Origin of the sequence: Polaromonas sp., assembly GCF_016185115.1 — a bacterium.
GTDB lineage: Bacteria > Pseudomonadota > Gammaproteobacteria > Burkholderiales > Burkholderiaceae_C > Polaromonas.
The window spans coordinates 523,052-545,669 of the sequence record NZ_JACPOF010000015.1 but is presented as its reverse complement, the minus strand read 5'-3'; the positions used below and the strand labels follow the sequence as shown (position 1 = coordinate 545,669).

Here is a 22,618-nt window from a genome sequence, read left to right as displayed (position 1 = left end):
AAAAAAGGCACAGCCATGATTCCAGGCGAGATGATCACCGACGGCGCAGACCACGAACTCAACGCCGGCAGGCGCACCGTAACAGTCGTGGTCAAAAACACATCTGACCGCCCGATACAGGTCGGCTCGCACTACCACTTTGCAGAAACCAATGAGGCGCTGGGCTTTGAGCGTGACGCGGCGCGCGGCATGCGGCTGAATATTGCGTCGGGCACGGCCGTGCGCTTCGAGCCCGGCCAGCAGCGCACTGTAGAGCTGGTCGATTTCGCCGGCGACAGAAAAATCTACGGCTTTCGCGGCCTCATCCAAGGAAAACTGTAATGGCCACGATAGGAAGACGCGCCTATGCCGAGATGTTCGGCCCCACCGTGGGCGACCGCCTGCGCCTGGCCGACACCGACCTGATGATTGAGGTCGAGGCCGACTACACCCTGCGCGCCGGCAGCTACGGCGAAGAGGTGAAGTTTGGCGGCGGCAAGACCATTCGTGACGGCATGGCGCAATCACAGCAAACCAGGGCGCAGGGCGCGGTTGATTGCGTGATGACCAACGCCCTCATCATCGACCACAGCGGCATCGTCAAGGCCGACATTGGCCTGAAGGGCGGGCGCATCGCCGCCATCGGCAAGGCGGGCAACCCTGATGTGCAACCGGGCGTAGACATCATCATCGGCCCCGGCACCGAGATCATCAGCTGCGAAGGCATGATCGTCACGGCCGGCGGCATCGACTCTCACATCCACTTCATCTGCCCGCAGCAGATCGACGAAGCGCTGACCTCGGGCGTCACCACCATGATGGGCGGCGGCACCGGCCCGGCGACCGGCACCTTCGCCACCACCTGCACGCCCGGCCCGTGGAACATCGAACGCATGCTGCAGTCGGCAGACGCCTTCCCCATGAACCTGGGCTTTCTGGGCAAGGGCAACGCCAGCCTGCCCGCTGCATTGCATGAACAGATCAACGCCGGCGTGATCGGCCTCAAGCTGCACGAAGACTGGGGCACCACACCGGCCGCCATCAGCAATTGTCTCGACGTAGCCGACGAGACCGACACACAGGTCGCCATCCACAGCGACACGCTCAATGAATCGGGTTTTGTCGAAAACACCATCGCCGCGACCAAGGGCCGCGCGCTCTGCGCCTTTCACACCGAAGGCGCGGGCGGCGGCCACGCACCTGACATTTTGAAGGTCGTGGGCGAGGCCAACTTTTTGCCCTCGTCCACCAACCCGACCATGCCCTACACCGTCAACACGCTTGACGAGCATGTGGACATGCTGATGGTCTGCCACCATCTGGACGCAGCCATCGCCGAAGACCTGGCCTTTGCCGAAAGCCGGATCCGCAAGGAGACGATTGCTGCCGAAGACGTGCTGCACGACCTGGGCGCCATCAGCATGATGAGCTCAGACAGCCAGGCCATGGGCCGCGTCGGCGAGGTCATCATCCGCACCTGGCAGACCGCACACAAGATGAAGCAGCAGCGCGGCAAGCTGGACGGCGACACCGACCGCAACGACAACTTCCGCGTCAAGCGCTACATCAGCAAATACACCATCAACCCGGCCATTGCACACGGCATTTCGCACGAGGTCGGCTCAATTGAAGTCGGCAAGTGGGCCGACCTGGTGGTCTGGAAGCCGGCCTTCTTCGGCATCAAGCCCTCGGTCATCCTCAAGGGCGGCTTCATTGCCATGGCGGCCATGGGCGACCCCAATGCCTCCATCCCCACACCGCAGCCGGTGCACTACCGGCCCATGTTCGGTGGCTTCGGCGGCGCCATCGCCAAAGGCTCGTTGACCTTTGTGTCACAGGCCGGCCTGGCCGCAGGCATCAAGGAAAACTTTGGCCTGGCCAAGACCTTGAGCGCCGTGAAAAACATTCGCGGCGTGCGCAAGCAGCACATGGTGCACAACAGCTATCTGCCGAAGATGGAGGTCGATGCGCAGACCTACGCCGTGCGCGCCGACGGCCAGTTGCTGACCTGTGAGCCCGCCAAAAGCCTGCCGATGACGCAGCGTTATTTTTTGTTTTGACCTGCGCTACCGGATTTAACGGATCTGGATATGGTCTCTGATCCACTGCGCAAAGGTGGACTCGTCCATCGTCCCGGCGGCCACATCCATGACCGTCAAAGTTGCATCCGCCTGGGTTGCATGCAGGCGATACCCATTGACGGCCAGAAACATACCCACAGCAAGAAATGCGGTGCGCTTGTTGCCGTCGACGAACGCGTGGTTTTTTGCCAGCCCCAGCCCGTAGGAGGCAGCAAGATCGGCCACATCCGGCTGACCATACAGCGCAAGGTTCAATGGCCTGGCCAAAGCCGAATCAAGCAGGCCCTCGTCACGCAGGCCAGGGGCTCCACCATGCTCTGCCAGGCTCTCGTCGTGCAGCAACAGCAGCACTTGACGATTGACCCATTTCCACACGGTCATTTGGCCAGTTGGTGGAAAGTATCCCGATATTCGCGCATGAATTCACGGCCCAATTTGAGTTGCTCCTCAAGCTCCGGGTCATACGGCGTCAACGTAATGCCGTTGGCCGCCTCCGTCAGAAAAACCGTGTCGCCTTTCTCAATTTTCATACGTGCCAATACTTCTTTGGGCAAGATCACGCCCAGCGAATTTCCGATTTGTGTCAGTTTCAGAGCAGACATGGCAAACGCCTTCAAGTTATAACAATTGTTATACTATCACTCTTCATTTCCCATATCAAGTCACCCATGCTCCAGGTTTCGAAAATCATCCCCGGCGGTGCGGGCCTCGCACCCGTGCTCATCAAACGCGCAGCGACTGTCGAACTCGATTGGGACGTTCGCCAGAAAAGCCGCTTCGACGCGACCGACTCTTCGGGCCGGCAGCTCGGCATCTTTTTGCCGCGCGGCACGCTGGTGCGCGGCGGCGATGTACTGGTCGCCGAAGACGGCTCCATGGTCAAGGTGCTGGCCGCACCGCAGCCGGTGCTGCGCATCACGCACTGCAGCGACCATGGAACGGCGTTTGATTTGACCCGCGCCGCGTACCACCTGGGCAACCGCCATGTGCCGATAGAACTCAAGCCCGACCACCTGAAGATAGAGCCCGATCATGTGCTGGCCGACATGCTGCGGTCCATGCATTTGATCGTGCATGAGGTGAATGAAGCGTTTGAACCCGAGGGCGGGGCCTACAGCGCCGGCGGGCATTCGCATGGCCATGGCTCGCATGACCACGCGGCCCATGCCGAACACAAGTCTCACGCCCATGATCATGACGACAAACACGATCATGCGCATGACCATTCACACGAGCCCACACACAAGCACGGCCACAGTCCCGCGCAGCAGGCAGCCAAGCCCCACGTGCACGGCCCCGGCTGCAATCACGGCCACGACCATCACTGAGCAATTTGCAGATGCAGGCCTCCAGCCTCATTCAGCTGATCTGGCTGGCCTCACCGGCCTTGCCCGTAGGCGGTTTCTCGTATTCAGAAGGCCTTGAAAGCGCAGTTGAATCTGCAGGCGTCACCGGTGAAGAAGCAGCAGCCAGCTGGATCAGTGACCAGTTGCACCTGACTCTCGCCAGAGGTGACCTGGCCGTGATGGCCCAGGCGATCCCCGCCTGGCGCGCAAATGACATGCCGCGCATCAAGGTGCTCAACGACTGGGTACTGCAGACCCGCGAGACCAGCGAGTTCAGGGCACAGACCGAGCAGATGGGCCGCTCGTTGCTCGAATGGCTGCGCAACCATGAAGGCGCCAACGCCGCACACATACAGGCTTGTGCCGCATTGCCCCCCACCTACCCTGTCGCCTTTGCCCTGGCCGCCTCACAGACCGCTGCCGATGCACGCGACTGCCTGCTGACCTACGCCTTTGGCTGGGCCGAGAACATGATGCAGGCCGCGCTCAAGTCTGTGCCCTTGGGCCAGAGCGCGGGGCAGCGCATACTGGCGAGATTGAGCCGCGAGATTCCGCCTGCGGTTGAAACCGCGCTGGCGCTACCCGATGCAGAGCGCCAAGCCTTCTCGCCCATGCTGGCGATTCTTTCTTCGCAACACGAAACGCAATATTCACGACTGTTCCGCTCATGACCATGCACCACATCGCCAATAGAACCAAGAAGCTTCCACCATTGCGCGTCGGCATAGGCGGCCCGGTTGGTTCCGGCAAAACCACCCTGCTTGAAATGCTTTGCAAGGCGATGAAGACCAAATACGACCTGGTCGCCATCACCAACGACATCTACACAAAAGAGGACCAGCGCATCCTCACCGTCAGCGGCGCGCTCGATGCCGACCGCATCATGGGCGTGGAAACCGGCGGCTGCCCGCACACCGCAATCCGCGAAGACGCGTCCATCAACCTCGAAGCCATAGACCGCATGCTGGTCGACTTTCCCGACGCAGATGTGGTGTTTGTCGAATCCGGTGGCGACAACCTGGCTGCTACATTCAGCCCCGAACTGAGCGATCTCACCATCTACGTGATCGACGTGGCAGCCGGTGAAAAAATCCCCCGCAAGGGCGGACCCGGCATTACCAAGAGTGACCTCTTCGTCATCAACAAGACCGATCTCGCGCCTTACGTGGGCGCCGATTTGAAGGTGATGGAAGCCGACACCATACGCATGCGCACCACGCCCAAAGGCCTCAAACCTTTTGTGATGACCAACCTGAAGACCAACACCGGCCTGGCGGAAGTCGTCGCATTTATCGAGACCAAGGGCATGTTGCACTCAGCCTGAAAGAAGGCTTTTTTCGGGCTCGTTGGCAAGTAGCCATGTGCAGCGGTTAAAATGAGCAGTTACGGAAGCTTGGCAGAGTGGTTGAATGCAGCAGTCTTGAAAACTGCCGAGGATGCGAGTCCTCCGTGAGTTCGAATCTCACAGCTTCCGCCAATCGGGTTTTGAAAGGTGTCTTTCAAGATCCTTTTTTCTTTTTTGGCGACCCTGACAACCACCAGCCTCTTTTATAGATGCTCTGTGGCGGCGCCCAGTGGACCTATCCATGACAACAAGTTTTTTCAAGACCGCACTCGTGCTGGGCTTGCTCTCCGCCATTGGCCCTTTTGCCATCGACATGTATCTGCCCGCCCTGCCCTCCATCGGGCAAAGCCTGGGTGCTTCCATGAGTGCGGTGCAGGCCAGCCTGATGGCGTTTTTCATCTCGCTGGGCATAGGCCAGATCATCTACGGCCCGGTGTCGGACATGGTCGGGCGTAAGGCTCCGCTGTATTTCGGCATGGTGTTGTTTGCCGTCGGCAGCGTAGGTTGCGCGCTCGCACCCGACATCCATACGCTGGTCATCCTGCGTTTCATCCAGGGCCTGGGCGCCAGTGCCGGCATGGTGATTCCGCGAGCCGTCGTGCGCGATCTGCACACCGGACACGATGCGGCGCGCATCATGTCGCTGCTGATGCTCGTTTTCAGCGTGTCGCCCATTCTTGCGCCGCTGGCCGGCAGCCTGCTGATTGAAACCATAGGCTGGCGCAGCGTGTTCTGGGCTGTGACGGTGGCGGCGGTGTTGGGCCTGATCCTGATTGCCACCAGCCTGCCCGAAACCCGTCCGACTGAAGAGCGGCTGGGCAGCAGCTTTGGCAGCGCGCTCGGCGGCTACTGGCTGCTGCTGCGCGACAAACACTTTCTGGGGCTGGTGTTCATAGGCGCCTTTGGCATCTCCAGCTTTTTTGCCTACCTGGCCAATTCTTCTTTTGTGATGATTGACCACTACGGCCTGACGCCACGGCAGTACAGCATTGCCTTTGCGGCGAATGCGGCCTCATTCATTGGTATGTCGCAGCTCACGGGCCGGCTGACCGGCAGGTTCGGACTGGCGCCCGTGGTGAAGGTGGCGGTAAGCTGCTATGCGGCCATCATGCTTGTCCTGCTGGCCGTGAACCTGCTGGGTGTTGACCGTCTGGACGTGATGCTGGGCTTGCTCTTTGTCGGGTTTGGCTTCCTCGGTCTGGTGATACCCACCACGGCCGTCCTGGCACTTGACGAACACGGCCCCATCGCGGGCACTGCATCAGCGCTGATGGGCACGCTGCAGTTTGTGACCGGCGCGGTCATCATGGCTGTCACCGGCCTGTTTGTGGATGGCAGCGCCAGGCCCATGCTGGCGGGAATTGCTTTCAGTGCGGCGGTGGCGTTTGTGTTGTCATGGGTGACCTTGCGTCACATCAAAGGCATTCGGAAAGCTGCAGCCTGAGCCGCCTGGCCCACGCTGTCAGTCAGCTTTCTGCTGGCCTTGCTGGCTGAGCTGGCGTTTGCGTTTGCTCTTGTTTTTTGATTCTGCCTCGGGTGGTGCGTCACGCCTGGCTTTGGCTGCCAGAGCCTCCAGACGCTCTTTCTCAGCCTTGCGTTTTTTGTCTCGAAAATAAACAACCGTGCGGCCCAGACAAAAGCTGATGGAGGCCGTGACGGCGAGAAGAATGATGCTTGAAGTTTCCATAGTGACTTTTGGCGGCTGGGCAATTGTGACGCTACAGGAACAGCGACTGCAGATCGTTTAAAAAATCAAAACCGCGTTCGGTGGGTTTGACGCGTACAAAATCGCGTTCTATCAAACCCTTGGTCTCGGCTTCCTGCAGGCCCTGCTGTATGGCCGTGATGGGCAGACCGGTCTTCTCTGAAAAATCCTGCAGCCTGAAACCTTCTTTCAGTCGCAATGCATTAAGCATGAATTCGAAAGGCAGGTCTGCCCGGCTGACTTCCGTGTCCTGCGTCACGGCACTACCTTGCAGGGCCTTGTCCATATAAAGTTTGGGTTCGCGATAGCGCACCTGCCGCACCACACGGTGCGCAAAACTGAGCTTGCTGTGCGCGCCTGCGCCTATGCCGAGGTAATCACCAAACTGCCAGTAGTTGACGTTGTGAAAACACTTGTGCCCTGGCTTGGCGTAGGCAGAAACTTCATAACGCGCCAAGCCCGCCACTGCTGTCATCTCGGTGATCCGGTCCAGCATGGCGTAAGCCGTGTCGTCTTCGGGAATGGCAGGCGGGAACTTCGCAAAATAGGTGTTGGGCTCAATCGTCAGGTGGTAAATCGAGATGTGCGGCGGGTTCAACGCCAGCGCCTGGCGCATATCGGCTTCAAGGTTTTCAATCGTCTGGCCGGGCAGCGCATACATGATGTCGAGGTTGAAGGTATCAAAGGCCTGGGCGGCCTCTTCAACCGCTGCAATGGCCTGAGCACGGTCATGTACGCGACCCAGCACCTTGAGGTGTGCATCGTCAAAACTCTGCACGCCAATCGACAGGCGCGTGACCCCGGCGCTGCGAAAGGCCCTGAAACGGTCTTTCTCGAACGTGCCGGGGTTGGCTTCAAGCGTGATCTCGCAATCTGGCGCCAGTTTGAGCCGCGCACGAATGTCGCCCAGCAGCCGGTCTATGGCCCGCGGTGAAAACAGGCTGGGCGTACCACCGCCTATGAAGATGCTGTGCACCATGCGGCCCCAGATCAACGGCAGCGATGCATCGAGATCGGCAATCAGCGCGTCGATGTAGCGCTGCTCGGGCATCTCACTGGACACCTCATGCGAATTGAAGTCGCAGTAAGGGCACTTCTTGAGGCACCAGGGCAGATGCACATAAAGCGACAGTGGCGGCAAGGCGCTGAGCTGCAGCGTGCCATTGCGCATGTAGTGCTGGATGTCTTTCACCTCAAAGCCTTATGCCGCAAGCGGGATGCCATGCCAGGCGACCGGGCTCCATACAAGCAGACACCGCGGAACCGGCTTAGCCGGGCTGCTGGTGTCGCCCCTGAGGGGGAGGCCGCGACACGCAGTGCGAAGGCAACGGGGGGAGCCATATCTAAAACCAGCGTTCGCGCATCAAGGCCATCATTTGCTGTGCAGCTTTCCCCCGATGGCTGTTGGCGTTCTTGACCTCCACCAGCAGTTGCGCAAAGGTCTTGCCGAATTCGGGGATGAACATCACCGGATCGAAACCAAAACCGTTGCTGCCCAGCGGCTCGCGGCTGATCTCCCCGACCACGCGGCCCGCTGCAATCAGGGGTTCAGGATCATCCGCAGAACGGACCGCGACCAGGGTGCTGACCAGCGCCGCACGGCGGTTGGTGATATGGGCCATCTGCTCCAGCAAGGCCCTCACGTTGTTGGCATCACCCTTGGCGTAGCCAAATTGCGTCGCGTAATAGGCGGTGTCCACGCCTGGCAAACCGCCAAAGGCGTCGACACACAGGCCCGCATCATCTGCCAGCGCGGGCAGGCCGCTGAGTCTGGACGCATGGCGCGCCTTGGTCAGGGCGTTTTCAACAAAGGTACGAAAGGGTTCTTCCGCTTCAGGAATATCGAGTTCGGACTGGCGCACAAGCTGCACACCCAGCGGCACCAGCATGGCCTGCAGTTCGGCCAGCTTGCCCTGGTTGTTGGATGCAAGGACGATTTTCATGGCGTGGGCGTCGCAGCAAGCCGGGTCGTTTAAACCGCGGTCAGTGCAGCTGTCTGCATGACCACCAGCTCGCGTATGCCTTTTTCAGCCAGCACCAGCAGGGCGTCCATTTCCTTGCGCGAGAAGGCCGCACCCTCGGCCGTGCCCTGCACTTCAACATAGTTGCCGGCGCCCGTCATGACGACGTTCATGTCGGTGTCGCAGGCGGAGTCTTCGGTGTATTCAAGATCAAGCAGCGGCGTCGAATCAACGATGCCGACCGAGATGGCGGCGACATGGTCAAGGATGGGCGACACGGTGAGCTTGCCGCTCGCGAGCAGCGTATTGACGGCATCCTGGGCCGCCACAAACGCACCGGTGATGCTGGCCGTGCGTGTGCCGCCATCGGCCTGTATGACGTCGCAATCAATGTAGATGGTGCGCTCGCCGAGTTTTTTCAGATCGAACACGGTGCGCAGTGAACGGCCTATGAGGCGCTGTATCTCCTGCGTGCGGCCGCTCTGCTTGCCGCGTGCGGCTTCGCGGTCGCCGCGGGTGTGGGTGGCGCGCGGCAGCATGCCGTATTCAGCCGTGACCCAGCCTTCGCCACTGCCTTTTTTGTGGCCGGGCACCTTTTCTTCAACCGAAGCGGTGCACAGCACTTTGGTGCCGCCAAACTCGATGAGCACCGAGCCTTCAGCGTGAATGGTGTAGTGGCGGGTGATGCGAACGGGGCGCAAGGCATCGGCAGCACGCGCGCTGCTCCGTACAAACTGGGTCATGTGAAGGGCTTTCCGGCGGTCTGGCCGCCCTGAAGAAAAAGAAGTGAAGCGCCGGGTATTGTAGAAAGGACGGCAAAGCCCGGGCGCCCCTAGGGGCAGAAACGTCAGACCTTGCGCGCTGCAGAGCGGCGTATGGCCTCGTTGATCTCGGCAATCGAGCGTTCAATCGCCGCCTCGTCGAGGTCGTCCCCCCCGGCTTCCAGGCCGCCGGCCTGTATGGTAGAGGCGAACACGCCGTCCATGATGCTGTCGGTAGACACACCACGGGTCGACTCAAACACGTCGGGGGTCTCCCACTCCATGGCCAGCACAGTCACGTTGTCGCTGTGGTCGCCGCCGGCCTTCAGCGCGCTTTCAACGAGGTCAGGCACCGCGTCGGACACGCCTTTGGCAGAAAGCTGCCTGACGATTTCAGCATCACTGAGGCTGCCCCACAAGCCGTCAGAACACAGCAGCAGTTTGTCGCCCTGCTGGAGCACCACGGGCCCGGCCACGTCAAACACCGGTTTGGTGGGTGAACCGAGGCAGGTGAACAGGATGTTGCGGTTGATGCGTTCGAGCTTGATGACCCCGGCACTTTGCTGCTCAAGGTAGGAGTGGTCGCGCGTGCGCGTGAGCATTTCGCCATCGCGCACGACATACAGGCGCGAATCGCCGCAATGCACCCATGTCGCACCTGACCCCTGCAGGATACAGGCCACCAGTGTGGTGCGGGGCGTGTCGAGCATGCCTTTTTCACTGGCGTAACGGATGATCTGGTGGTGCGCCGCCATCAGGGCGCTGGACAGGAACTCGGTGGTGTCTTCGATGAGGGGCCGTGCCTCACGCTGGTACAGCGCCGAAATCGTCTGCAGGGCCAGTTGCGCCGCAACTTCACCCTCGGGGTGGCCACCCATGCCGTCGGCCAGCACAAACAGGCCCGATTCCCGCGTGTAGCAATAGCCCATGCGGTCTTCGTTTTTTTCGCGCCCTCCCCTGCGGCTGACCTGGAAGACGGAAAACTTCATTTGAAGCGGGTCGCGAAACCAGTGGCTTTACGTGCGGTTTTTTTTGTATCCGACACCATGTTGTCGAACTGAAGGCGCACCTTCTCGCTGACAGTGAGTTTGGTGTAGCGGCGTTCGCCCTCTCGGCTGAGCTCTTTCTGGAGGGCAAATACGGATTGGGGGCGCGACAGCGGGTCAAGGGACATGCACCACTCTACGACCTCAATGAGGTTGTCGGAATACACACCGCGCAGGCGGGACAAGGCAAGCGACAGACGGTCCTTTTCAAGCCGCTGCGGCGCGTCATTGGGGGGATAACCCTGCATCGTCGCGTAAATGCACGCGCCTATCGCGTAGATGTCTGTCCACGGACCCATGGATGAATCCCTGCGGTACATCTCGGGTGCGGCAAAGCCGGGCGTGTACATGGGCCTTATGAAATTGCCTTCCTTGCTCAGCACCTCGCGTGCGGCGCCGAAGTCGATCATGACGGCGCGGTTGTCATCGGTGATGAAGATGTTGGCCGGCTTGATGTCCAGGTGCAGCATCTTGTGCTGGTGCACGATGCGCAACCCGCGCAGGATTTCATCAAACAGCGAGCGAATCGTTGACTCGCGGAAAACCTTCTGCTTTTTGAGCTCACGCGCGGTGATGATGAAGTCCTGCAGGGTGCCGCCCTCCAGGTAGTTCATCACCATGTAGACGGTTTCGTTTTCGCGGAAGAAGTTGAGCACGCTGACGACGGAGCCGTGCGAGATCTGCGCGAGCGAACGCCCCTCTTCAAAAAAACTCTTGAGCCCCAGGCGGTACAGCGAGAGTTTGTCGGGCTGGACCTGCGGCAGCAATTCACCCGGCGGACGGCCTGCCAGCGAGGACGGCAGGTATTCCTTGATGGCGACCTGCTGGCCCTCGTTGTCGACAGCCAAGTAAACTACACCAAAACCACCGGCGGACAGCTTTCGTACAACCCGGTATCCGCCAATCACGGTATCGGGCGGCAGTGGTGCTGGTTTGGCCTTTGACATAATTTGATGAGCAGACGTTAAAAAAGCCACAAAAAAACTGGCTTTATCTGCTTTTACGGTCCCGTTATTACAAAAAGCGTACTACTAATGTCAGTTTACAGCATGACAGGCTATGCGGCCGTCCAGTCAAACACCGCTGCCTCCGGGGAGCAGGAACAGGCTGGAACTGACACAAACACCCGGCTGGGAGTTGAGATTCGCTCTGTCAACAGCCGTTTTCTGGATCTGGCCTTCAGGCTGCCCGACGAATTGCGGCAGGCCGAACCGGCGCTGCGCGACCTGCTGGTCGCCAAACTCAAGCGCGGCAAGGTTGAAATGCGCGTCTCCATCGAAAGCGCATCGGCCAGCAGCCTGAAAGCGCCGTCTTCGGCCACTTTGCAGCGCCTGGGCTCGCTCGAAGACAGCATCAAGGCCTGGCTGCCGCAGGCTGCAGCGCTCAGCGTTGCAGACGTGCTGCGCATTGCGACCAACGAAGACAAAAAACCGCATGACTACAGCGAAGACCTGCTCAAGCTGGCCAAAAAAGCACTGAAAGACCTGCTTGCCGCCCGGGAGCGGGAAGGTGCAAGGCTCAAGCTCATGCTGGTGGACCGGACCGCGCAACTCCGCAAACTGTCTGAACTGGCCGTGCCCATGGTCCCCAAACTGGTCGAGCAGCAGAAAGCAAGATTTCTGGAGCGATGGCAGGAGGCCATGGCCCTTCCGGACAGCAAAGCCCTGCCCGAGGCCGCGCAGGACAGGGCGCTGGCGGAGGCAACGGCTTTCGCCATACGCATTGATGTGGCTGAAGAAATCACGCGCCTGGCCTCCCACCTGGACGAGATTGACCGCCTGCTGGAGGGTGGTGGCGAGTTGGGCAAGCGGCTGGACTTCCTGATTCAGGAACTGCATCGCGAAGCCAACACGCTGGGTTCCAAGTCCGCATCTCTTGAACTCACACGGATCTCGGTGGACATGAAGGTGCTGATTGAGCAGATCCGCGAGCAGGTCCAGAACATTGAATAGCCCCAAAAGCCAACCGGCCTTCCAACTAAAATCATCGCCAATCCCCTGAATGACTATGGACTACCCCGGAAACCTGTTTGTTGTTGCAGCCCCCAGCGGGGCGGGCAAGTCCAGCCTGGTCAAGGCGCTGATGGAGCTGGATTCGCGCATTCAGCCGTCGGTTTCACACACCACCCGCCCCCCGCGTGGCCAGGAAAAGCATGGCCGGGAGTACTTTTTCCTGTCTCCCGAAGAGTTCGATGGCATGGTGTTGCGCGACTCTTTTCTGGAATGGGCGCATGTCCACGGCCATCGTTATGGAACCTCACGCCAGACCATTGAAGAGCGGATCATGCATGGCGCGGACGTGGTCCTGGAGATCGACTTTCAGGGCGCCATCAACGTCAAGCGTATCTTCAACAATGCAGTCCTGATTTTCATCCTCCCTCCCAGCTGGGACGAATTACGTTCGAGGTTGCAGCGCCGGGGTGAAGACACGGCCGAGGTCATCGACCTGAGGCTGAAAAATGCAGCTCTTGAGATGGCCCAGGCCCGGGAATTCGACTTCGTTATAATCAATGAGTTGTTTGAACGCGCTGTTTTCGACCTGAAAACGATAGTTCACGCCCAGCGGCTGAAGTTTGCCGCCCAGCGACGTGCTCGCGCAGACACTTTTGAAGCGCTGAACATCCCCTGAGTTACCGCTCATTTACCGAATTACCGGAGAACACCATGGCCCGCATCACCGTTGAAGACTGCCTCGAAAAAATCCCGAACCGATTTCAACTGGTTCTGGCTGCGACCTATCGCGCCCGCATGCTGAGCCAGGGCCATGCAGCCAAGATCGAAAGCAAGAACAAGCCTGGCGTGACCGCCCTGCGTGAGATTGCAGACGGCAAGATAGGCCTGGAAATGCTTAAAAAAGTACCCGGTTAAGCCTGCCGTACTTTTCAAAAAAAGCACCGCCATGCGGTGCTTTTTTTGTTTTCCACGCCACGTTTTGGACCAAAAAGGCCGTCCGGTTTATGTTTTATAGCTGCCGCGATACATTAAAGGCATGAGCGCCCTGCTTTCGCCCAAGTTAACCAGCAAGCCGACGCCCGCCGCCGCGAATGCTGCTGCAGCCAGTTTCGCCGCGCTGACGGCAAAGCTTGACTACATGAGCGCGTCAGATGTGGACAGCGTACGCAGGGCCTACCGGTTTGCCGACGAAGCGCATCTGGGCCAGATCCGCAACAGCGGCGAACCCTACATTACCCACCCCATAGCCGTCGCGCAGCAATGTGCCGAATGGAAGCTGGACGCGCAGGCCCTGATGGCGGCCTTGCTGCACGATGCGATTGAAGACTGTGGGGTCACCAAGCCGGAACTGATAGAGCGTTTCGGCGCGCCCGTGGCCGAACTGGTGGACGGGCTGACCAAGCTCGAGAAACTCGAATTCAACACCCGCGAGGAAAACCAGGCCGAATCCTTCCGCAAGATGCTGCTGGCCATGGCCCGCGACGTGCGGGTCATCCTGATCAAGCTCGCCGACCGAACCCACAACATGCGCACGCTGGGCGATGTACCGCGTACCAAATGGGCCAGGATCTCCCGTGAAACGCTGGATATCTACGCGCCAATTGCACACCGCCTGGGCCTGAACACCACGTACCGTGAACTGCAGGACCTCTCCTTCCAGCATCTGCATCCCTGGCGTTATGCGACGCTGACAAAGGCGCTGCAAAAAGCCCGCGGGCGTCGGCGCGATGTCATCAAGCGCGTCCAGGCTGAAGTTGAAGCGGCTTTTGTAGCCGCCCACATGACCGTTGAGCTCTCGGGACGCGAAAAAACGCTTTATTCGATTTACCGCAAGATGGATGAGAAACACCTGTCCTTTGCACAGGTGACCGACATTTACGGGTTCCGCGTCATCGTTGACAGCCTGACCGACTGCTACACGGCCATGGGTATCCTCCATCAGCAATACAAGCCCCTGCCTGGCAAGTTCAAGGATTACATCGCGATTCCCAAGATCAACGGCTACCAGTCCCTTCACACCACGCTGGTCGGGCCCTTTGGCACCAACATCGAATTCCAGATGCGCACCGAGGCCATGCATGTCGTGGCCGAATCGGGCGTGGCAGCGCACTGGCTCTACAAGGCAGCCGACCCTGAAAGCGATGCATCGCAGCGGCTCGGGACCCAGTGGCTGCAGTCGCTACTCGACATCCAGCACGAGACCCGCGACGCGGCGGAGTTCTGGGACCACGTCAAGATCGACCTCTTTCCTGAAGCCGTGTATGTGTTCACACCGAAAAGCCAGATCATGGCCATGCCGCGTGGCGCCACGATTGTTGATTTTGCCTATGCCATCCACAGCGACATTGGTCACCGTGCGGTCGCAGCCAAAATCAACGGTGAGCAGGTGCCGTTGCGCTCGGAGCTGCACAACGGCGACGTGATCGAGATCATCACAGCCTCTGTTTCCAACCCCAACCCCGGCTGGCTCGGCTTTGTAAGAACCGGCAAGGCCCGCTCGAAAATCCGCCACTATCTGAAGACCATGGCGCTGACGGAATCACAGGACCTGGGCGAAAAAATGCTCACGCAGTCGCTGCGTGCAGAAGGCATAGACCGGCTGCCAGGGGACACAGGCCCTGACCGCATGATCTGGGAGAAAATCCTGCGGTTCAGCGGCAACCGCTCGCGTGCAGACCTGCTCACCGACATCGGTCTGGGCAAACGTATTGCCAGCATGGTCGCCAAGCGAATGGTGGCGTTGCTGGGGGAAAAAGGTGAAAAACCCGACGCGCTTTTGATGAGCCGCGAGCGCTACACCTCGCATGAATCGGTCTCGCAGGGAGCTTTGCTGCTCGATGGCAGCGAGGGCGGATCAGTCGTGTTTGCCAATTGCTGCAAGCCCATACCCGGCGATGCCATCCTGGGCTATCTTGGCCGCGGCGAAGGTCTTGTGGTGCACACCGACGATTGCGCAGTTGCCAAACGGCTGCAGCACCGGGACAGCGAACGGTTTATCGCGGTGGACTGGTCAGACGAACCCGTCAGGACATTTGAGACGGCGCTGGTGGTCACGGTGTCCAACGGCAAGGGCGTTCTGGCCAAAGTGGCTGCCGCGCTTGCCATCGCGGAAGCAGACATCACGCATGTCAACATGGGGCAGGAACGTGCGCAGGAAGCAACCGAGCTGCGCTTCGGTATAGCGGTGCGGGACCGCGTACATCTTGCGTCGGTCATGCGGGCCGTCAAGCGCACGCCATTGGTACTTCGCGTTCAGCGCGCGAGACCTGCGCCCTGATCCCTGGGCGTCATGCCGCAGGCGGCGCAGGATAAATCACTTTCAGGATGTGCAGCTCCTGCACACCCTGGGGCGTGACAAGGCTTACATCATCACCTGTTGACGACTTGAGCAGCGTCCGGGCAACCGGTGACACCCAGCTGATCTCGCCCTTCAGGGTATCGGCCTCATCAATTCCCAGGATGGTCACAGTGCGTTCGACATCAGCATCGTCGACGTAGGTCACGGTGGCGCCAAAAAAGACCTGCTCGCTTCCGTGGTGCACCGACGGGTCGGCAATTTCGGCAATTTCAAGGCGTTGGGTCAAAAAACGGATTCGACGGTCAATTTCGCGAAGCCTTTTTTTGCCGTAGATGTAGTCACCGTTCTCGGACCGGTCGCCGTTGCTGGCAGCCCAGTGAACGATGTCCACAACCTTGGGACGCTCTTCGTCAATCAGGGTCAACAATTCGGACCGCAGGCGCTCATAGCCCTGGGGCGTGATGTAGTTCCTGCCGCCCGCCGGGAGCGGCGGCAGGCCCGGCGAATCGTCATCGTCAGCGTCGGTTTCTTTTGTAAAAGCTTTACTCATGCTGCTTCAACCTTAGCATGTCGGGCCCATAAAGAAAAAAGCCCGCAACAAACGTTGCGGGCTTTTCTTTTTTGGTGCGGCTGGCAGGAATTGAACCCACGACCCCTTGGTTCGTAGCCAAGTACTCTATCCAACTGAGCTACAGCCGCTAAGCCTCAGATTATAGCCTACCTTGAACGGCGTCGGACGTCAGGCTGTGAAAAGCATAAAAGCGCCCAGCCCCGCCGGGTAAAGCGGGATCAGGGTTCAATTTCCGGATTTGGTATTGTGAGCTATAGTATTGTTCAATACTAACTAGGAACAACAGGAAAATCCAGATGCCCGGTCCGCTTCAAGGCGTCAAGGTCATAGAGATGGCGGGTGTCGGTCCCGGGCCTTTCTGCGCCATGATGCTGGCTGACGCCGGTGCCGATGTGATCACCATCAATCGGCCGTATGCCAGAACACTGGGCAACCGGCGCGACCCTGCGAGCGATGCACTGGCCAGGGGCAGGCGGCACCTGACGCTGGACCTCAAGAAACCGGAGGCCATCACCACGCTGCTGCGCATTCTCGAGGGCGCACAAGTCCTGATTGAAGGCTATCGTCCAGGCGTCATGGAACGCCTGGGCCTGGGGCCCGACATTTGCCTTGAACACAATCCCCGCCTTGTTTACGGTCGCATGACAGGCTGGGGCCAGACCGGCCCATTGGCACAGGCCGCAGGTCATGACATCAACTACATATCGCTGGCCGGAGCACTGCATGCGATTGGAGATGCAGAAAGACCCATACCGCCCCTCAACCTGGTAGGTGATTTCGGTGGCGGAGCCATGATGCTGGCTTTTGGCATTTCAAGCGCGCTTTACGAATGCCAGCGCTCCGGCCGCGGGCAGGTTGTCGATGCAGCCATGAGTGAAGGGGCTGCGATCCTGATGGCGCCCTTTTTTGCCATGCTGGCCAGCGGCTCCTGGAAAGATGCGCGACAGTCCAACACGCTCGATGGCGCAGCGCCCTACTACTGCAGTTATCGCTGCAGCGACGGCAAGTTCATCTCCATCGCGCCGCTGGAGCCGCAGTTCTACGACCTCTTCCTCAAGCTCATGGAGATCGACAACGAGATGTTCAGGCAGCGCGACGACCGCACAAAGTGGCCGCTGCTCAAGGCAGAACTTGAAGCGCGCTTTGCCAGCCGCAGTCGCGACGAATGGTGTGCCCTGCTCGAAGGCACGGATGTCTGCTTTGCGCCTGTCCTCAGCCTCTCGGAAGCGCCCCTGCACCCGCACAACCAGGCTCGCGGCACATTCACCGAAGTGGCGGGCAGCTGGCAACCTTCACCGGCGCCGCGCTTCAGCCGCACGACAAGCGACCTGCCACCGGCACCACGCACCGACACGGCGGCTGAAGTGCTCGCAGAAGCCGGCCTCGATCCAGCGGATATCCAGGCGCTGCGCGACAGTGGCGCCGTTCATTTCTGAAAATTGACAGAGACAACATATGCTCAAACGCAACCTTTTCAATGAAGACCATGAGGCGTTTCGCAGCATGGTGCGTCGTTTTATCGACAACGAGATCGCACCCCATCACGCGCGCTGGGAAGAAGCCGGAATTGTTCCGCGCGACCTCTGGCTGAAAGCCGGCGCAGCAGGCATGCTGTGCTGCACTGTGCCCGAGCAGTATGGGGGAGCAGGCGCCGACTACCTCTTCGATGTGGTGGTATTTGAAGAAATGGCCCGCTCAGGTTTCAGCGGCCCGGGGTTCATGATTCACTGCGACCTGGTGGCAACCTACATATCCACATTCGGTAGCGAAGCGCAAAAACAGCAATGGCTTCCAAAAATGGTAACGGGCGAAGCGATTGGTTCACTGGGCATGACCGAGCCCCATGCCGGCTCCGACCTCAAGGCCATCCGGACAAAAGCCGTGCGTGATGGCGATGATTTTGTGATCTCCGGCCAGAAAGTATTTATCTCCAATGGCCAGCTGTGCGATGTCATCGTGCTGGCGACCAAGACCGACATCGCAGGCGGCGCCAAAGGCGTCACGCTTTTCCTGGTGGACACCAGCCTGCCGGGTTTCAGGCGCGGCAAGAACCTGAGCAAGCTGGGAATGAAAGCGCAGGACACATCGGAGCTGTTTTTCGACGAGGTGCGTGTGCCCGCCTCGGCCATGCTGGGTGAAGAAGGCAAGGGCTTCGAACTGATGATGACCAAGCTGGCCCAGGAGCGGCTGGCGCAGGCCATACGTTCCGCCACGGTGGCAGAAACCGCAATTGAATGGACGGTGGACTACACCTCTCAGCGCAAGGCCTTTGGCAAAACGATTGCCGACTTCCAGAACACGCAATTCAAGCTGGCCGAACTCAAGACAGAGGCAGTCGTGGGCCGCCAATTCGTGGATCGCTGCATCGCTGCCTTCATCAAGGGTGAACTGGACGCCATAGACGCGGCCATGGCAAAGATGTGGGTGACCAACATGCATTGCAGGGTCGTGGACGAATGCCTGCAGTTCTTCGGTGGCTGGGGCTACATGTGGGAATACCCGATTGCACGCGCCTATGCCGATGCCCGTATCGTGAAGATTGCAGGTGGTTCCATAGAGGTGATGAAACACATCATTGGCCGCCAGATGTTTGCGCATTTGAAGCAGGGTTGATAATCCCGCAAACAAATAAAAAAGGCTCCTCACGGAGCCTTTTTGCGCTTCCCGGAGCGCCGGATATCCAGCACCAGGTCATATCAATCCACGATGGCGTTGGATGCCTTCACCAGCGGCGCCCATTTCTGGATTTCGGCATTGATGAACGCGGCATAGGCCTGGGGACCCAGGGGCGCAGGGTCGGCGCCGATAGCGCGGATTTTCGCAATGACATCCGGGTCAGCCAGCGCGCTCACGATCTCCTGCCCCATTCTGTCTACGATGGCTTGCGGCGTACCCGTCGCAGCGGATATGCCATACCAGCTGGAAATATCAAAGTCCCGTATGCCGGACTCCTGCATGGTCGGCACCTCAGGATTACTCGGTGAACGGACCGCCCGTGTAACAGCAAGCAATTTGAGCGTACCTGCCTTGACATGCTGCGTGTAGAGAGGAAGGTTATCAATCGAGAACAGCACTTCACCGCCCAGCAATGCATTCAGGTTGGCGGCGGTCCCCTTGTAGGGAACATGCGTCAACTCCACACCGATGCGCTGCCCATACAGCAACGACGACAGGTGTGAGCTTGTACCTGAACCAGCTGAACCGAAAAAGCCGGCCTTTGGATTGGCACGCAGGTAAGCCGTGAGGTCCGAGAGGGAGTTGATGCCCTTGTCGGCACGTATGGCCAGCGCATTCGAGAACGTCGCAATGCGGCCTACCGGTGGCAGGTCCTTCTTCGGATCAAAGGTTGGCTTGCGGTACAGGCTGACGCCGATACCGTTGGTCGCGACATTGCTGATGAAGAATGTGTAGCCGTCAGGCCTGGCGCTGTTGGCCACCGCTGCTGCAGTCATGCCGCCAGCGCCCGGATGGTTTTCTATGAACAGGCTCTGGCCCAGCTTTTCCTTGAGACGTGACTCCAGCACACGCACGAAGATATCGCTGCCACCGCCCGGGGCTCCTGCGGATATGAAGCGTATCGGCTTGCTGGGCCAGACATCCTGTGCAAAAGATGTACGTGTCAGGGCGCTTGCACCCAAGGCGATTGAGCCAAGCAGGACGCCGCGGCGGGAAGTGATCATGTCTTTGTCTCCAGCAGGGCACAGCCCTCTACGGTTGATTGAACGATCTCTGTAGTATGCTCCCATTTAGTATGCAACCAGACTAGAATTGACCACCAATTTATCAGGAGAAACCCGACATGGGCCGTTTACATGACTGGGCAAAAAAGCAACCCGGCAAGCTGGCCGTGCAAATGCATGAGACCGGCAAAGCGCTAAGTTATCAGGAGCTGGACCAGCGCGCGAACCGCGTTGCAGAATGGCTGCTGTCTCTGGGTCTGGAAGAGGGCTCCGTCATTGCGCTTCTGCTCGAAAACAACATTGGCACATTTGAACTCTGGTGGGGTGCGCGGCGGGCCGGGATGTATTACGTACCCATCAGCATCCTGCTCACGGGGCGCGAGGCCGCGTACATCGTTCGTGACTGCGGCGCGTCTGTACTCATCACAAGCGCTGCCACCACAGACCTTGCACGGGAAACCCTGGAGGCGCTCGGCGCCGACGCGCCGCCGCACCGGCTCATGCTGGACGGCGAAGGAGCCGGGTTCGAAAACTACGACAAGGCGATGTCCGGATTCACTGGTACCGCCAGCCTTCCCGAGAAGCCGGTAGGCCGGGAATTCATGTACTCCTCAGGAACCACAGGTTTCCCCAAGGGCATACGCCGCCCCCTGTTGCCTTACGCAAGGCGTTACGAGTTGCCGGAGCTTGAGAAAAAACTCCGGTCCATGTTCCAGCTTGACGGGAATTCGGTTTTTCTGTCGGTGTCGCCCCTCTACCATGCAACCGGTCGCTTCAACATCCGGGTGCTGGAGTGCGGCGGGACCTGCGTAATCATGCGCAAGTTCGACGCGGCGTCTGCGCTGGAGGCCATCGCGCGGCACCGCATCACCCACGGCCACTGGGTACCCACCATGTTCAGCCGGCTTCTCGCACTTCCCGCCGAAGTCCGTGACCGCCATGACGTCTCAAGCCAGCGCGTCGCACTGCACGCGACGGCGCCCTGCCCGCGACACGTCAAGGAGGCCATGATCAGCTGGTGGGGGCCCATCATCAATGAGTACTACGGCGGCTCCGAGAATGTCGGCGTCACCTACATCGATGCAAAGGACTGGCTCAGTCACAAGGGCTCTGTCGGCAAGCCCATCTGCGGTGAGATGCACATCATGGCCGATGACGGCAGCGACACCGAACTGCCTGCAGGTGAAATCGGCCTGATTTACTTCAACGGGGGTGTCGGGTTTCAGTACCACAACGATTCGGAAAAGACAAAGTCGGTGTTCAACCGGCGCGGCTGGGGTACCTACGGTGACATGGGTTCCATCGACAGCGACGGCTTCCTGTTCATGAGCGACAGGCGAACCGACCTGATCATTTCGGGCGGCGTCAATATCTACCCGCAGGAGGCCGAAAACGCGCTGCTTACGCATCCCGCAGTCGAGGATGTGGCAGTCATAGGCATACCGCATGAGGACTACGGGCAGGAGGTCAAGGCCGTAGTGCAGCTGAAGACCGGCTACCAGCCATCGGACAATCTCGCCAATGAACTTGTGGCGTTCTGCCGCACCCATTTGTCGCGCATCAAGTGCCCGCGCACTGTCGATTTTGTGGACGCGTTACCGCGCAGTGAAAACGGAAAGCTGCTCAAGCGGGTCCTGCGTGACAGCTATGCCGCAAAACCAGTCACCGCCACAACTGCAGGCGGCTGAGGGGTTGTCAGGGCTGCGCAGGCAACACGGCTTTTTGCGCCATCAGCGCCGCAATCTCCTGCGGCGCAAACCCGTACCGCACGAGCACCTCTTGACTGTGCTCGCCCAGGCGCGGAACCCCGGCCTTGCTGTCGCCTGTCGCACAGCCCGGCTGGCGTGCACGCGGCAGGGGCGGCAGACCTGCCACATCAATCTGGCTGAATATCCCGGCATGCCTGACCTGGGGATGCGCGAGCAGGCTTTCATAAGTGCTGACCTCCGCATGCAGCACATCTGCCGCCACCAGCTTCGGCAACCAGAATGACAGCGGCTGACACTTCAGAATGCGGGCCACCTCTTCATTGAGGCCATCGGCATGCATCAGGCGCGACTTGTTGGATGAAAATCGTTCATCGGCCACAAGATGGCCTGCGCCCAAAACCTCGCACAAGCGCGAAAACATGCCGTTGTTCAGCGTACTCAAGGTGATGAACCCGTCACTGACGGCAAACACCCCACTGGGCGCCGTCGCGGCGGAAGCGGGTGTACCCGCGGAAAAAACAGCGTCCACAATATTGCTGGCCTGAAGGGCTGCACAGGCTTCCAGCAGGCTGAGTTCAAGGTGACGCCCCTTGCCCGTAATTGAGCGGCGATACAGCGCAGCGCTGACCAGTTGTGAGGCATACACGGCCGCCGCAATGTCGGCAAGATACAGCCCCACTTTCTGGGGCTGGCCGGAGGCATGGCGGTTGGCATGCATCATGCCGCTCATGGCCTGCATCACGCTGTCTGTGGCTGGCGCGTCAACCAGTGGCCCGTCTGCGCCGAATCCGGAAATGGAGACATACACCAGACGCTCGTTATGCGGTGCCAGGGTGCCGTAATCCAGCCCGAGGCGCTCTACAACGCCCGGTCTGAAGTTCTGTATGACAACATCCACCTGCTGCGCCAGCTTCTGCAACACATGACGGCCTGCCTCAATGCCCGCATCAACACACAGCCCCGACTTTCCGGCGTTATAGGCGAGCACCACAGCTGAAAAACCATGGCGTGTGGTGCCCATGTGGCGCGCCCAGTCCCCCGCAGGCGGCTCGACCTTGATAACCTCTGCGCCCTGTTGCAGGAGGATGTCGCCGCAATAAGGGCCGGCTATGCCCTGGCTTAAATCGAGGACACGCAAACCCTGAAGCAGAGGCTCATCGTTCGGGGACTGCATGAACACAAGA

Annotated in this window: 24 protein-coding genes and 2 tRNA genes; 14 read left to right on the top strand and 12 right to left on the bottom strand. The window is 59.6% G+C overall.

Translation table 11 applies throughout. The annotated features are described in order from the left end of the window. Positions 1 to 15 precede the first annotated feature (15 nt). The gene (locus HYX42_RS09115) at positions 16 to 321 is read left to right on the top strand and encodes an urease subunit beta (protein WP_293402065.1); all 306 of its coding nucleotides are present in this window, start codon (positions 16 to 18) and stop codon (positions 319 to 321) included. Next, positions 321 to 2,039, top strand: a complete 1,719-nt coding sequence (gene ureC / locus HYX42_RS09110; RefSeq protein WP_293402064.1) for an urease subunit alpha — start codon at positions 321 to 323, stop codon at positions 2,037 to 2,039. Before HYX42_RS09115 ends, ureC begins: the two co-directional genes overlap by 1 nt. A gap of 15 nt (positions 2,040 to 2,054) precedes the next feature. On the opposite strand, the gene HYX42_RS09105 is transcribed toward ureC, so the two are convergent. Together HYX42_RS09105 and HYX42_RS09100 are read right to left on the bottom strand one after the other, a co-directional pair. Then, positions 2,055 to 2,441: a type II toxin-antitoxin system death-on-curing family toxin gene (locus HYX42_RS09105; RefSeq protein ID WP_293402062.1), complete on the bottom strand. Its 387-nt coding sequence runs from the start codon at positions 2,439 to 2,441 to the stop codon at positions 2,055 to 2,057. Next, positions 2,438 to 2,662, bottom strand: a complete 225-nt coding sequence (locus HYX42_RS09100; protein ID WP_293402060.1) for an AbrB/MazE/SpoVT family DNA-binding domain-containing protein — start codon at positions 2,660 to 2,662, stop codon at positions 2,438 to 2,440. Before HYX42_RS09100 ends, HYX42_RS09105 begins: the two co-directional genes overlap by 4 nt. 66 nt (positions 2,663 to 2,728) lie before the next feature. Here HYX42_RS09100 and ureE point away from each other — a divergent pair, with 66 nt between their 5' ends. From ureE to HYX42_RS09075, 5 genes are all read left to right on the top strand, one after another. Further along, positions 2,729 to 3,388 carry an urease accessory protein UreE gene (gene ureE / locus HYX42_RS09095; RefSeq protein ID WP_293402057.1) on the top strand — a complete coding sequence of 220 codons (660 nt, stop codon included), beginning with the start codon at positions 2,729 to 2,731 and terminating at the stop codon, positions 3,386 to 3,388. 11 nt (positions 3,389 to 3,399) lie between these two features. Further along, the gene (locus HYX42_RS09090; RefSeq protein ID WP_293402055.1) at positions 3,400 to 4,077 is read left to right on the top strand and encodes an urease accessory UreF family protein; all 678 of its coding nucleotides are present in this window, start codon (positions 3,400 to 3,402) and stop codon (positions 4,075 to 4,077) included. Then, positions 4,074 to 4,730 (top strand): urease accessory protein UreG, encoded by a 657-nt coding sequence (gene ureG / locus HYX42_RS09085; RefSeq protein ID WP_293402053.1) that lies wholly within the window; start codon positions 4,074 to 4,076, stop codon positions 4,728 to 4,730. The genes HYX42_RS09090 and ureG overlap by 4 nt, the downstream gene beginning before the upstream one ends. A 63-nt stretch (positions 4,731 to 4,793) precedes the next feature. Then, a tRNA-Ser gene (locus HYX42_RS09080) sits at positions 4,794 to 4,883 on the top strand. Positions 4,884 to 4,992: 109 nt separating this feature from the next. After that, positions 4,993 to 6,195 carry a multidrug effflux MFS transporter gene (locus tag HYX42_RS09075; protein ID WP_293402051.1) on the top strand — a complete coding sequence of 401 codons (1,203 nt, stop codon included), beginning with the start codon at positions 4,993 to 4,995 and terminating at the stop codon, positions 6,193 to 6,195. Between the two features lie 18 nt (positions 6,196 to 6,213). Here HYX42_RS09075 and HYX42_RS09070 read toward each other — a convergent pair whose 3' ends face one another. The 6 genes from HYX42_RS09070 to HYX42_RS09045 form a co-directional block, all read right to left on the bottom strand. Further along, positions 6,214 to 6,438 (bottom strand): hypothetical protein, encoded by a 225-nt coding sequence (locus HYX42_RS09070; RefSeq protein ID WP_293402049.1) that lies wholly within the window; start codon positions 6,436 to 6,438, stop codon positions 6,214 to 6,216. Positions 6,439 to 6,469: 31 nt separating this feature from the next. Then, complete coding sequence (gene hemW, locus HYX42_RS09065) at positions 6,470 to 7,627, bottom strand: radical SAM family heme chaperone HemW (protein WP_293402449.1); 1,158 nt, start codon at positions 7,625 to 7,627, stop codon at positions 6,470 to 6,472. A 172-nt stretch (positions 7,628 to 7,799) separates the two neighbouring features. Then, complete coding sequence (rdgB, locus tag HYX42_RS09060) at positions 7,800 to 8,399, bottom strand: RdgB/HAM1 family non-canonical purine NTP pyrophosphatase (protein ID WP_293402047.1); 600 nt, start codon at positions 8,397 to 8,399, stop codon at positions 7,800 to 7,802. Positions 8,400 to 8,428: 29 nt separating this feature from the next. Continuing rightward, a complete protein-coding gene (gene rph / locus HYX42_RS09055; RefSeq protein ID WP_293402045.1) occupies positions 8,429 to 9,160 on the bottom strand; it encodes a ribonuclease PH in 732 nt (243 codons plus the stop codon). A 104-nt stretch (positions 9,161 to 9,264) separates the two neighbouring features. Further along, the gene (locus tag HYX42_RS09050; RefSeq protein WP_293402043.1) at positions 9,265 to 10,167 is read right to left on the bottom strand and encodes a protein phosphatase 2C domain-containing protein; all 903 of its coding nucleotides are present in this window, start codon (positions 10,165 to 10,167) and stop codon (positions 9,265 to 9,267) included. Next, positions 10,164 to 11,171, bottom strand: a complete 1,008-nt coding sequence (locus HYX42_RS09045) for a serine/threonine-protein kinase (RefSeq protein ID WP_293402041.1) — start codon at positions 11,169 to 11,171, stop codon at positions 10,164 to 10,166. Before HYX42_RS09045 ends, HYX42_RS09050 begins: the two co-directional genes overlap by 4 nt. 87 nt (positions 11,172 to 11,258) lie before the next feature. Here HYX42_RS09045 and HYX42_RS09040 point away from each other — a divergent pair, with 87 nt between their 5' ends. From HYX42_RS09040 to HYX42_RS09025, 4 genes are all read left to right on the top strand, one after another. Further along, positions 11,259 to 12,176, top strand: a complete 918-nt coding sequence (locus HYX42_RS09040; RefSeq protein ID WP_293402039.1) for a YicC/YloC family endoribonuclease — start codon at positions 11,259 to 11,261, stop codon at positions 12,174 to 12,176. Positions 12,177 to 12,231: 55 nt separating this feature from the next. Beyond that, the gene (gmk, locus tag HYX42_RS09035; RefSeq protein ID WP_293402447.1) at positions 12,232 to 12,852 is read left to right on the top strand and encodes a guanylate kinase; all 621 of its coding nucleotides are present in this window, start codon (positions 12,232 to 12,234) and stop codon (positions 12,850 to 12,852) included. Positions 12,853 to 12,887: 35 nt separating this feature from the next. Beyond that, entirely contained in the window at positions 12,888 to 13,091 is a 204-nt protein-coding gene (gene rpoZ, locus HYX42_RS09030; RefSeq protein WP_293402037.1) for a DNA-directed RNA polymerase subunit omega, read from the top strand. A 121-nt stretch (positions 13,092 to 13,212) separates the two neighbouring features. After that, positions 13,213 to 15,453, top strand: a complete 2,241-nt coding sequence (locus HYX42_RS09025; RefSeq protein WP_293402035.1) for a bifunctional (p)ppGpp synthetase/guanosine-3',5'-bis(diphosphate) 3'-pyrophosphohydrolase — start codon at positions 13,213 to 13,215, stop codon at positions 15,451 to 15,453. Between the two features lie 10 nt (positions 15,454 to 15,463). Here the strand turns inward: HYX42_RS09025 and greB are convergent, their stop codons facing one another. Next, a complete protein-coding gene (gene greB / locus HYX42_RS09020) occupies positions 15,464 to 16,024 on the bottom strand; it encodes a transcription elongation factor GreB (protein WP_293402033.1) in 561 nt (186 codons plus the stop codon). A 72-nt stretch (positions 16,025 to 16,096) separates the two neighbouring features. After that, positions 16,097 to 16,173, bottom strand: a tRNA-Arg gene (locus tag HYX42_RS09015). 168 nt (positions 16,174 to 16,341) lie between these two features. Between HYX42_RS09015 and HYX42_RS09010 the strand changes: the two genes are divergently transcribed. Continuing rightward, positions 16,342 to 17,481 (top strand): CaiB/BaiF CoA-transferase family protein, encoded by a 1,140-nt coding sequence (locus HYX42_RS09010; RefSeq protein ID WP_293402031.1) that lies wholly within the window; start codon positions 16,342 to 16,344, stop codon positions 17,479 to 17,481. A gap of 19 nt (positions 17,482 to 17,500) precedes the next feature. After that, positions 17,501 to 18,658: an acyl-CoA dehydrogenase family protein gene (locus HYX42_RS09005; RefSeq protein ID WP_293402029.1), complete on the top strand. Its 1,158-nt coding sequence runs from the start codon at positions 17,501 to 17,503 to the stop codon at positions 18,656 to 18,658. A gap of 83 nt (positions 18,659 to 18,741) precedes the next feature. On the opposite strand, the gene HYX42_RS09000 is transcribed toward HYX42_RS09005, so the two are convergent. Then, on the bottom strand, positions 18,742 to 19,725 hold the full coding sequence (locus HYX42_RS09000; RefSeq protein WP_293402027.1) for a tripartite tricarboxylate transporter substrate binding protein: 984 nt from the start codon (positions 19,723 to 19,725) through the stop codon (positions 18,742 to 18,744). Positions 19,726 to 19,844: 119 nt separating this feature from the next. Between HYX42_RS09000 and HYX42_RS08995 the strand changes: the two genes are divergently transcribed. After that, on the top strand, positions 19,845 to 21,413 hold the full coding sequence (locus HYX42_RS08995) for an AMP-binding protein (RefSeq protein ID WP_293402025.1): 1,569 nt from the start codon (positions 19,845 to 19,847) through the stop codon (positions 21,411 to 21,413). A 7-nt stretch (positions 21,414 to 21,420) separates the two neighbouring features. On the opposite strand, the gene HYX42_RS08990 is transcribed toward HYX42_RS08995, so the two are convergent. Beyond that, positions 21,421 to 22,608: a CoA transferase gene (locus HYX42_RS08990; RefSeq protein WP_293402445.1), complete on the bottom strand. Its 1,188-nt coding sequence runs from the start codon at positions 22,606 to 22,608 to the stop codon at positions 21,421 to 21,423. Positions 22,609 to 22,618: the final 10 nt, after the last annotated feature.

Bases quoted from the DNA above. Each gene is read 5' to 3' on its own strand.
- HYX42_RS09040 (WP_293402039.1), top strand. From the start codon at position 11,259: ATGTCAGTTTACAGCATGACAGGCTATGCGGCCGTCCAGTCAAACACC.
- HYX42_RS09010 (WP_293402031.1), top strand. From the start codon at position 16,342: ATGCCCGGTCCGCTTCAAGGCGTCAAGGTCATAGAGATGGCGGGTGTC.
- HYX42_RS09115 (WP_293402065.1), top strand. From the start codon at position 16: ATGATTCCAGGCGAGATGATCACCGACGGCGCAGACCACGAACTCAAC.
- HYX42_RS09075 (WP_293402051.1), top strand. From the start codon at position 4,993: ATGACAACAAGTTTTTTCAAGACCGCACTCGTGCTGGGCTTGCTCTCC.
- HYX42_RS09025 (WP_293402035.1), top strand. From the start codon at position 13,213: ATGAGCGCCCTGCTTTCGCCCAAGTTAACCAGCAAGCCGACGCCCGCC.
- HYX42_RS09100 (WP_293402060.1), bottom strand. From the start codon at position 2,662: ATGTCTGCTCTGAAACTGACACAAATCGGAAATTCGCTGGGCGTGATC.
- HYX42_RS09070 (WP_293402049.1), bottom strand. From the start codon at position 6,438: ATGGAAACTTCAAGCATCATTCTTCTCGCCGTCACGGCCTCCATCAGC.
- HYX42_RS09005 (WP_293402029.1), top strand. From the start codon at position 17,501: ATGCTCAAACGCAACCTTTTCAATGAAGACCATGAGGCGTTTCGCAGC.
- ureE (WP_293402057.1), top strand. From the start codon at position 2,729: ATGCTCCAGGTTTCGAAAATCATCCCCGGCGGTGCGGGCCTCGCACCC.
- greB (WP_293402033.1), bottom strand. From the start codon at position 16,024: ATGAGTAAAGCTTTTACAAAAGAAACCGACGCTGACGATGACGATTCG.
- ureG (WP_293402053.1), top strand. From the start codon at position 4,074: ATGACCATGCACCACATCGCCAATAGAACCAAGAAGCTTCCACCATTG.
- HYX42_RS09105 (WP_293402062.1), bottom strand. From the start codon at position 2,441: ATGACCGTGTGGAAATGGGTCAATCGTCAAGTGCTGCTGTTGCTGCAC.
- HYX42_RS09090 (WP_293402055.1), top strand. From the start codon at position 3,400: ATGCAGGCCTCCAGCCTCATTCAGCTGATCTGGCTGGCCTCACCGGCC.
- gmk (WP_293402447.1), top strand. From the start codon at position 12,232: ATGGACTACCCCGGAAACCTGTTTGTTGTTGCAGCCCCCAGCGGGGCG.
- HYX42_RS08995 (WP_293402025.1), top strand. From the start codon at position 19,845: ATGGGCCGTTTACATGACTGGGCAAAAAAGCAACCCGGCAAGCTGGCC.
- ureC (WP_293402064.1), top strand. From the start codon at position 321: ATGGCCACGATAGGAAGACGCGCCTATGCCGAGATGTTCGGCCCCACC.
- HYX42_RS09000 (WP_293402027.1), bottom strand. From the start codon at position 19,725: ATGATCACTTCCCGCCGCGGCGTCCTGCTTGGCTCAATCGCCTTGGGT.
- HYX42_RS08990 (WP_293402445.1), bottom strand. From the start codon at position 22,608: ATGCAGTCCCCGAACGATGAGCCTCTGCTTCAGGGTTTGCGTGTCCTC.
- rdgB (WP_293402047.1), bottom strand. From the start codon at position 8,399: ATGAAAATCGTCCTTGCATCCAACAACCAGGGCAAGCTGGCCGAACTG.
- rph (WP_293402045.1), bottom strand. From the start codon at position 9,160: ATGACCCAGTTTGTACGGAGCAGCGCGCGTGCTGCCGATGCCTTGCGC.
- hemW (WP_293402449.1), bottom strand. From the start codon at position 7,627: ATGCGCAATGGCACGCTGCAGCTCAGCGCCTTGCCGCCACTGTCGCTT.
- HYX42_RS09050 (WP_293402043.1), bottom strand. From the start codon at position 10,167: ATGAAGTTTTCCGTCTTCCAGGTCAGCCGCAGGGGAGGGCGCGAAAAA.
- HYX42_RS09045 (WP_293402041.1), bottom strand. From the start codon at position 11,171: ATGTCAAAGGCCAAACCAGCACCACTGCCGCCCGATACCGTGATTGGC.
- rpoZ (WP_293402037.1), top strand. From the start codon at position 12,888: ATGGCCCGCATCACCGTTGAAGACTGCCTCGAAAAAATCCCGAACCGA.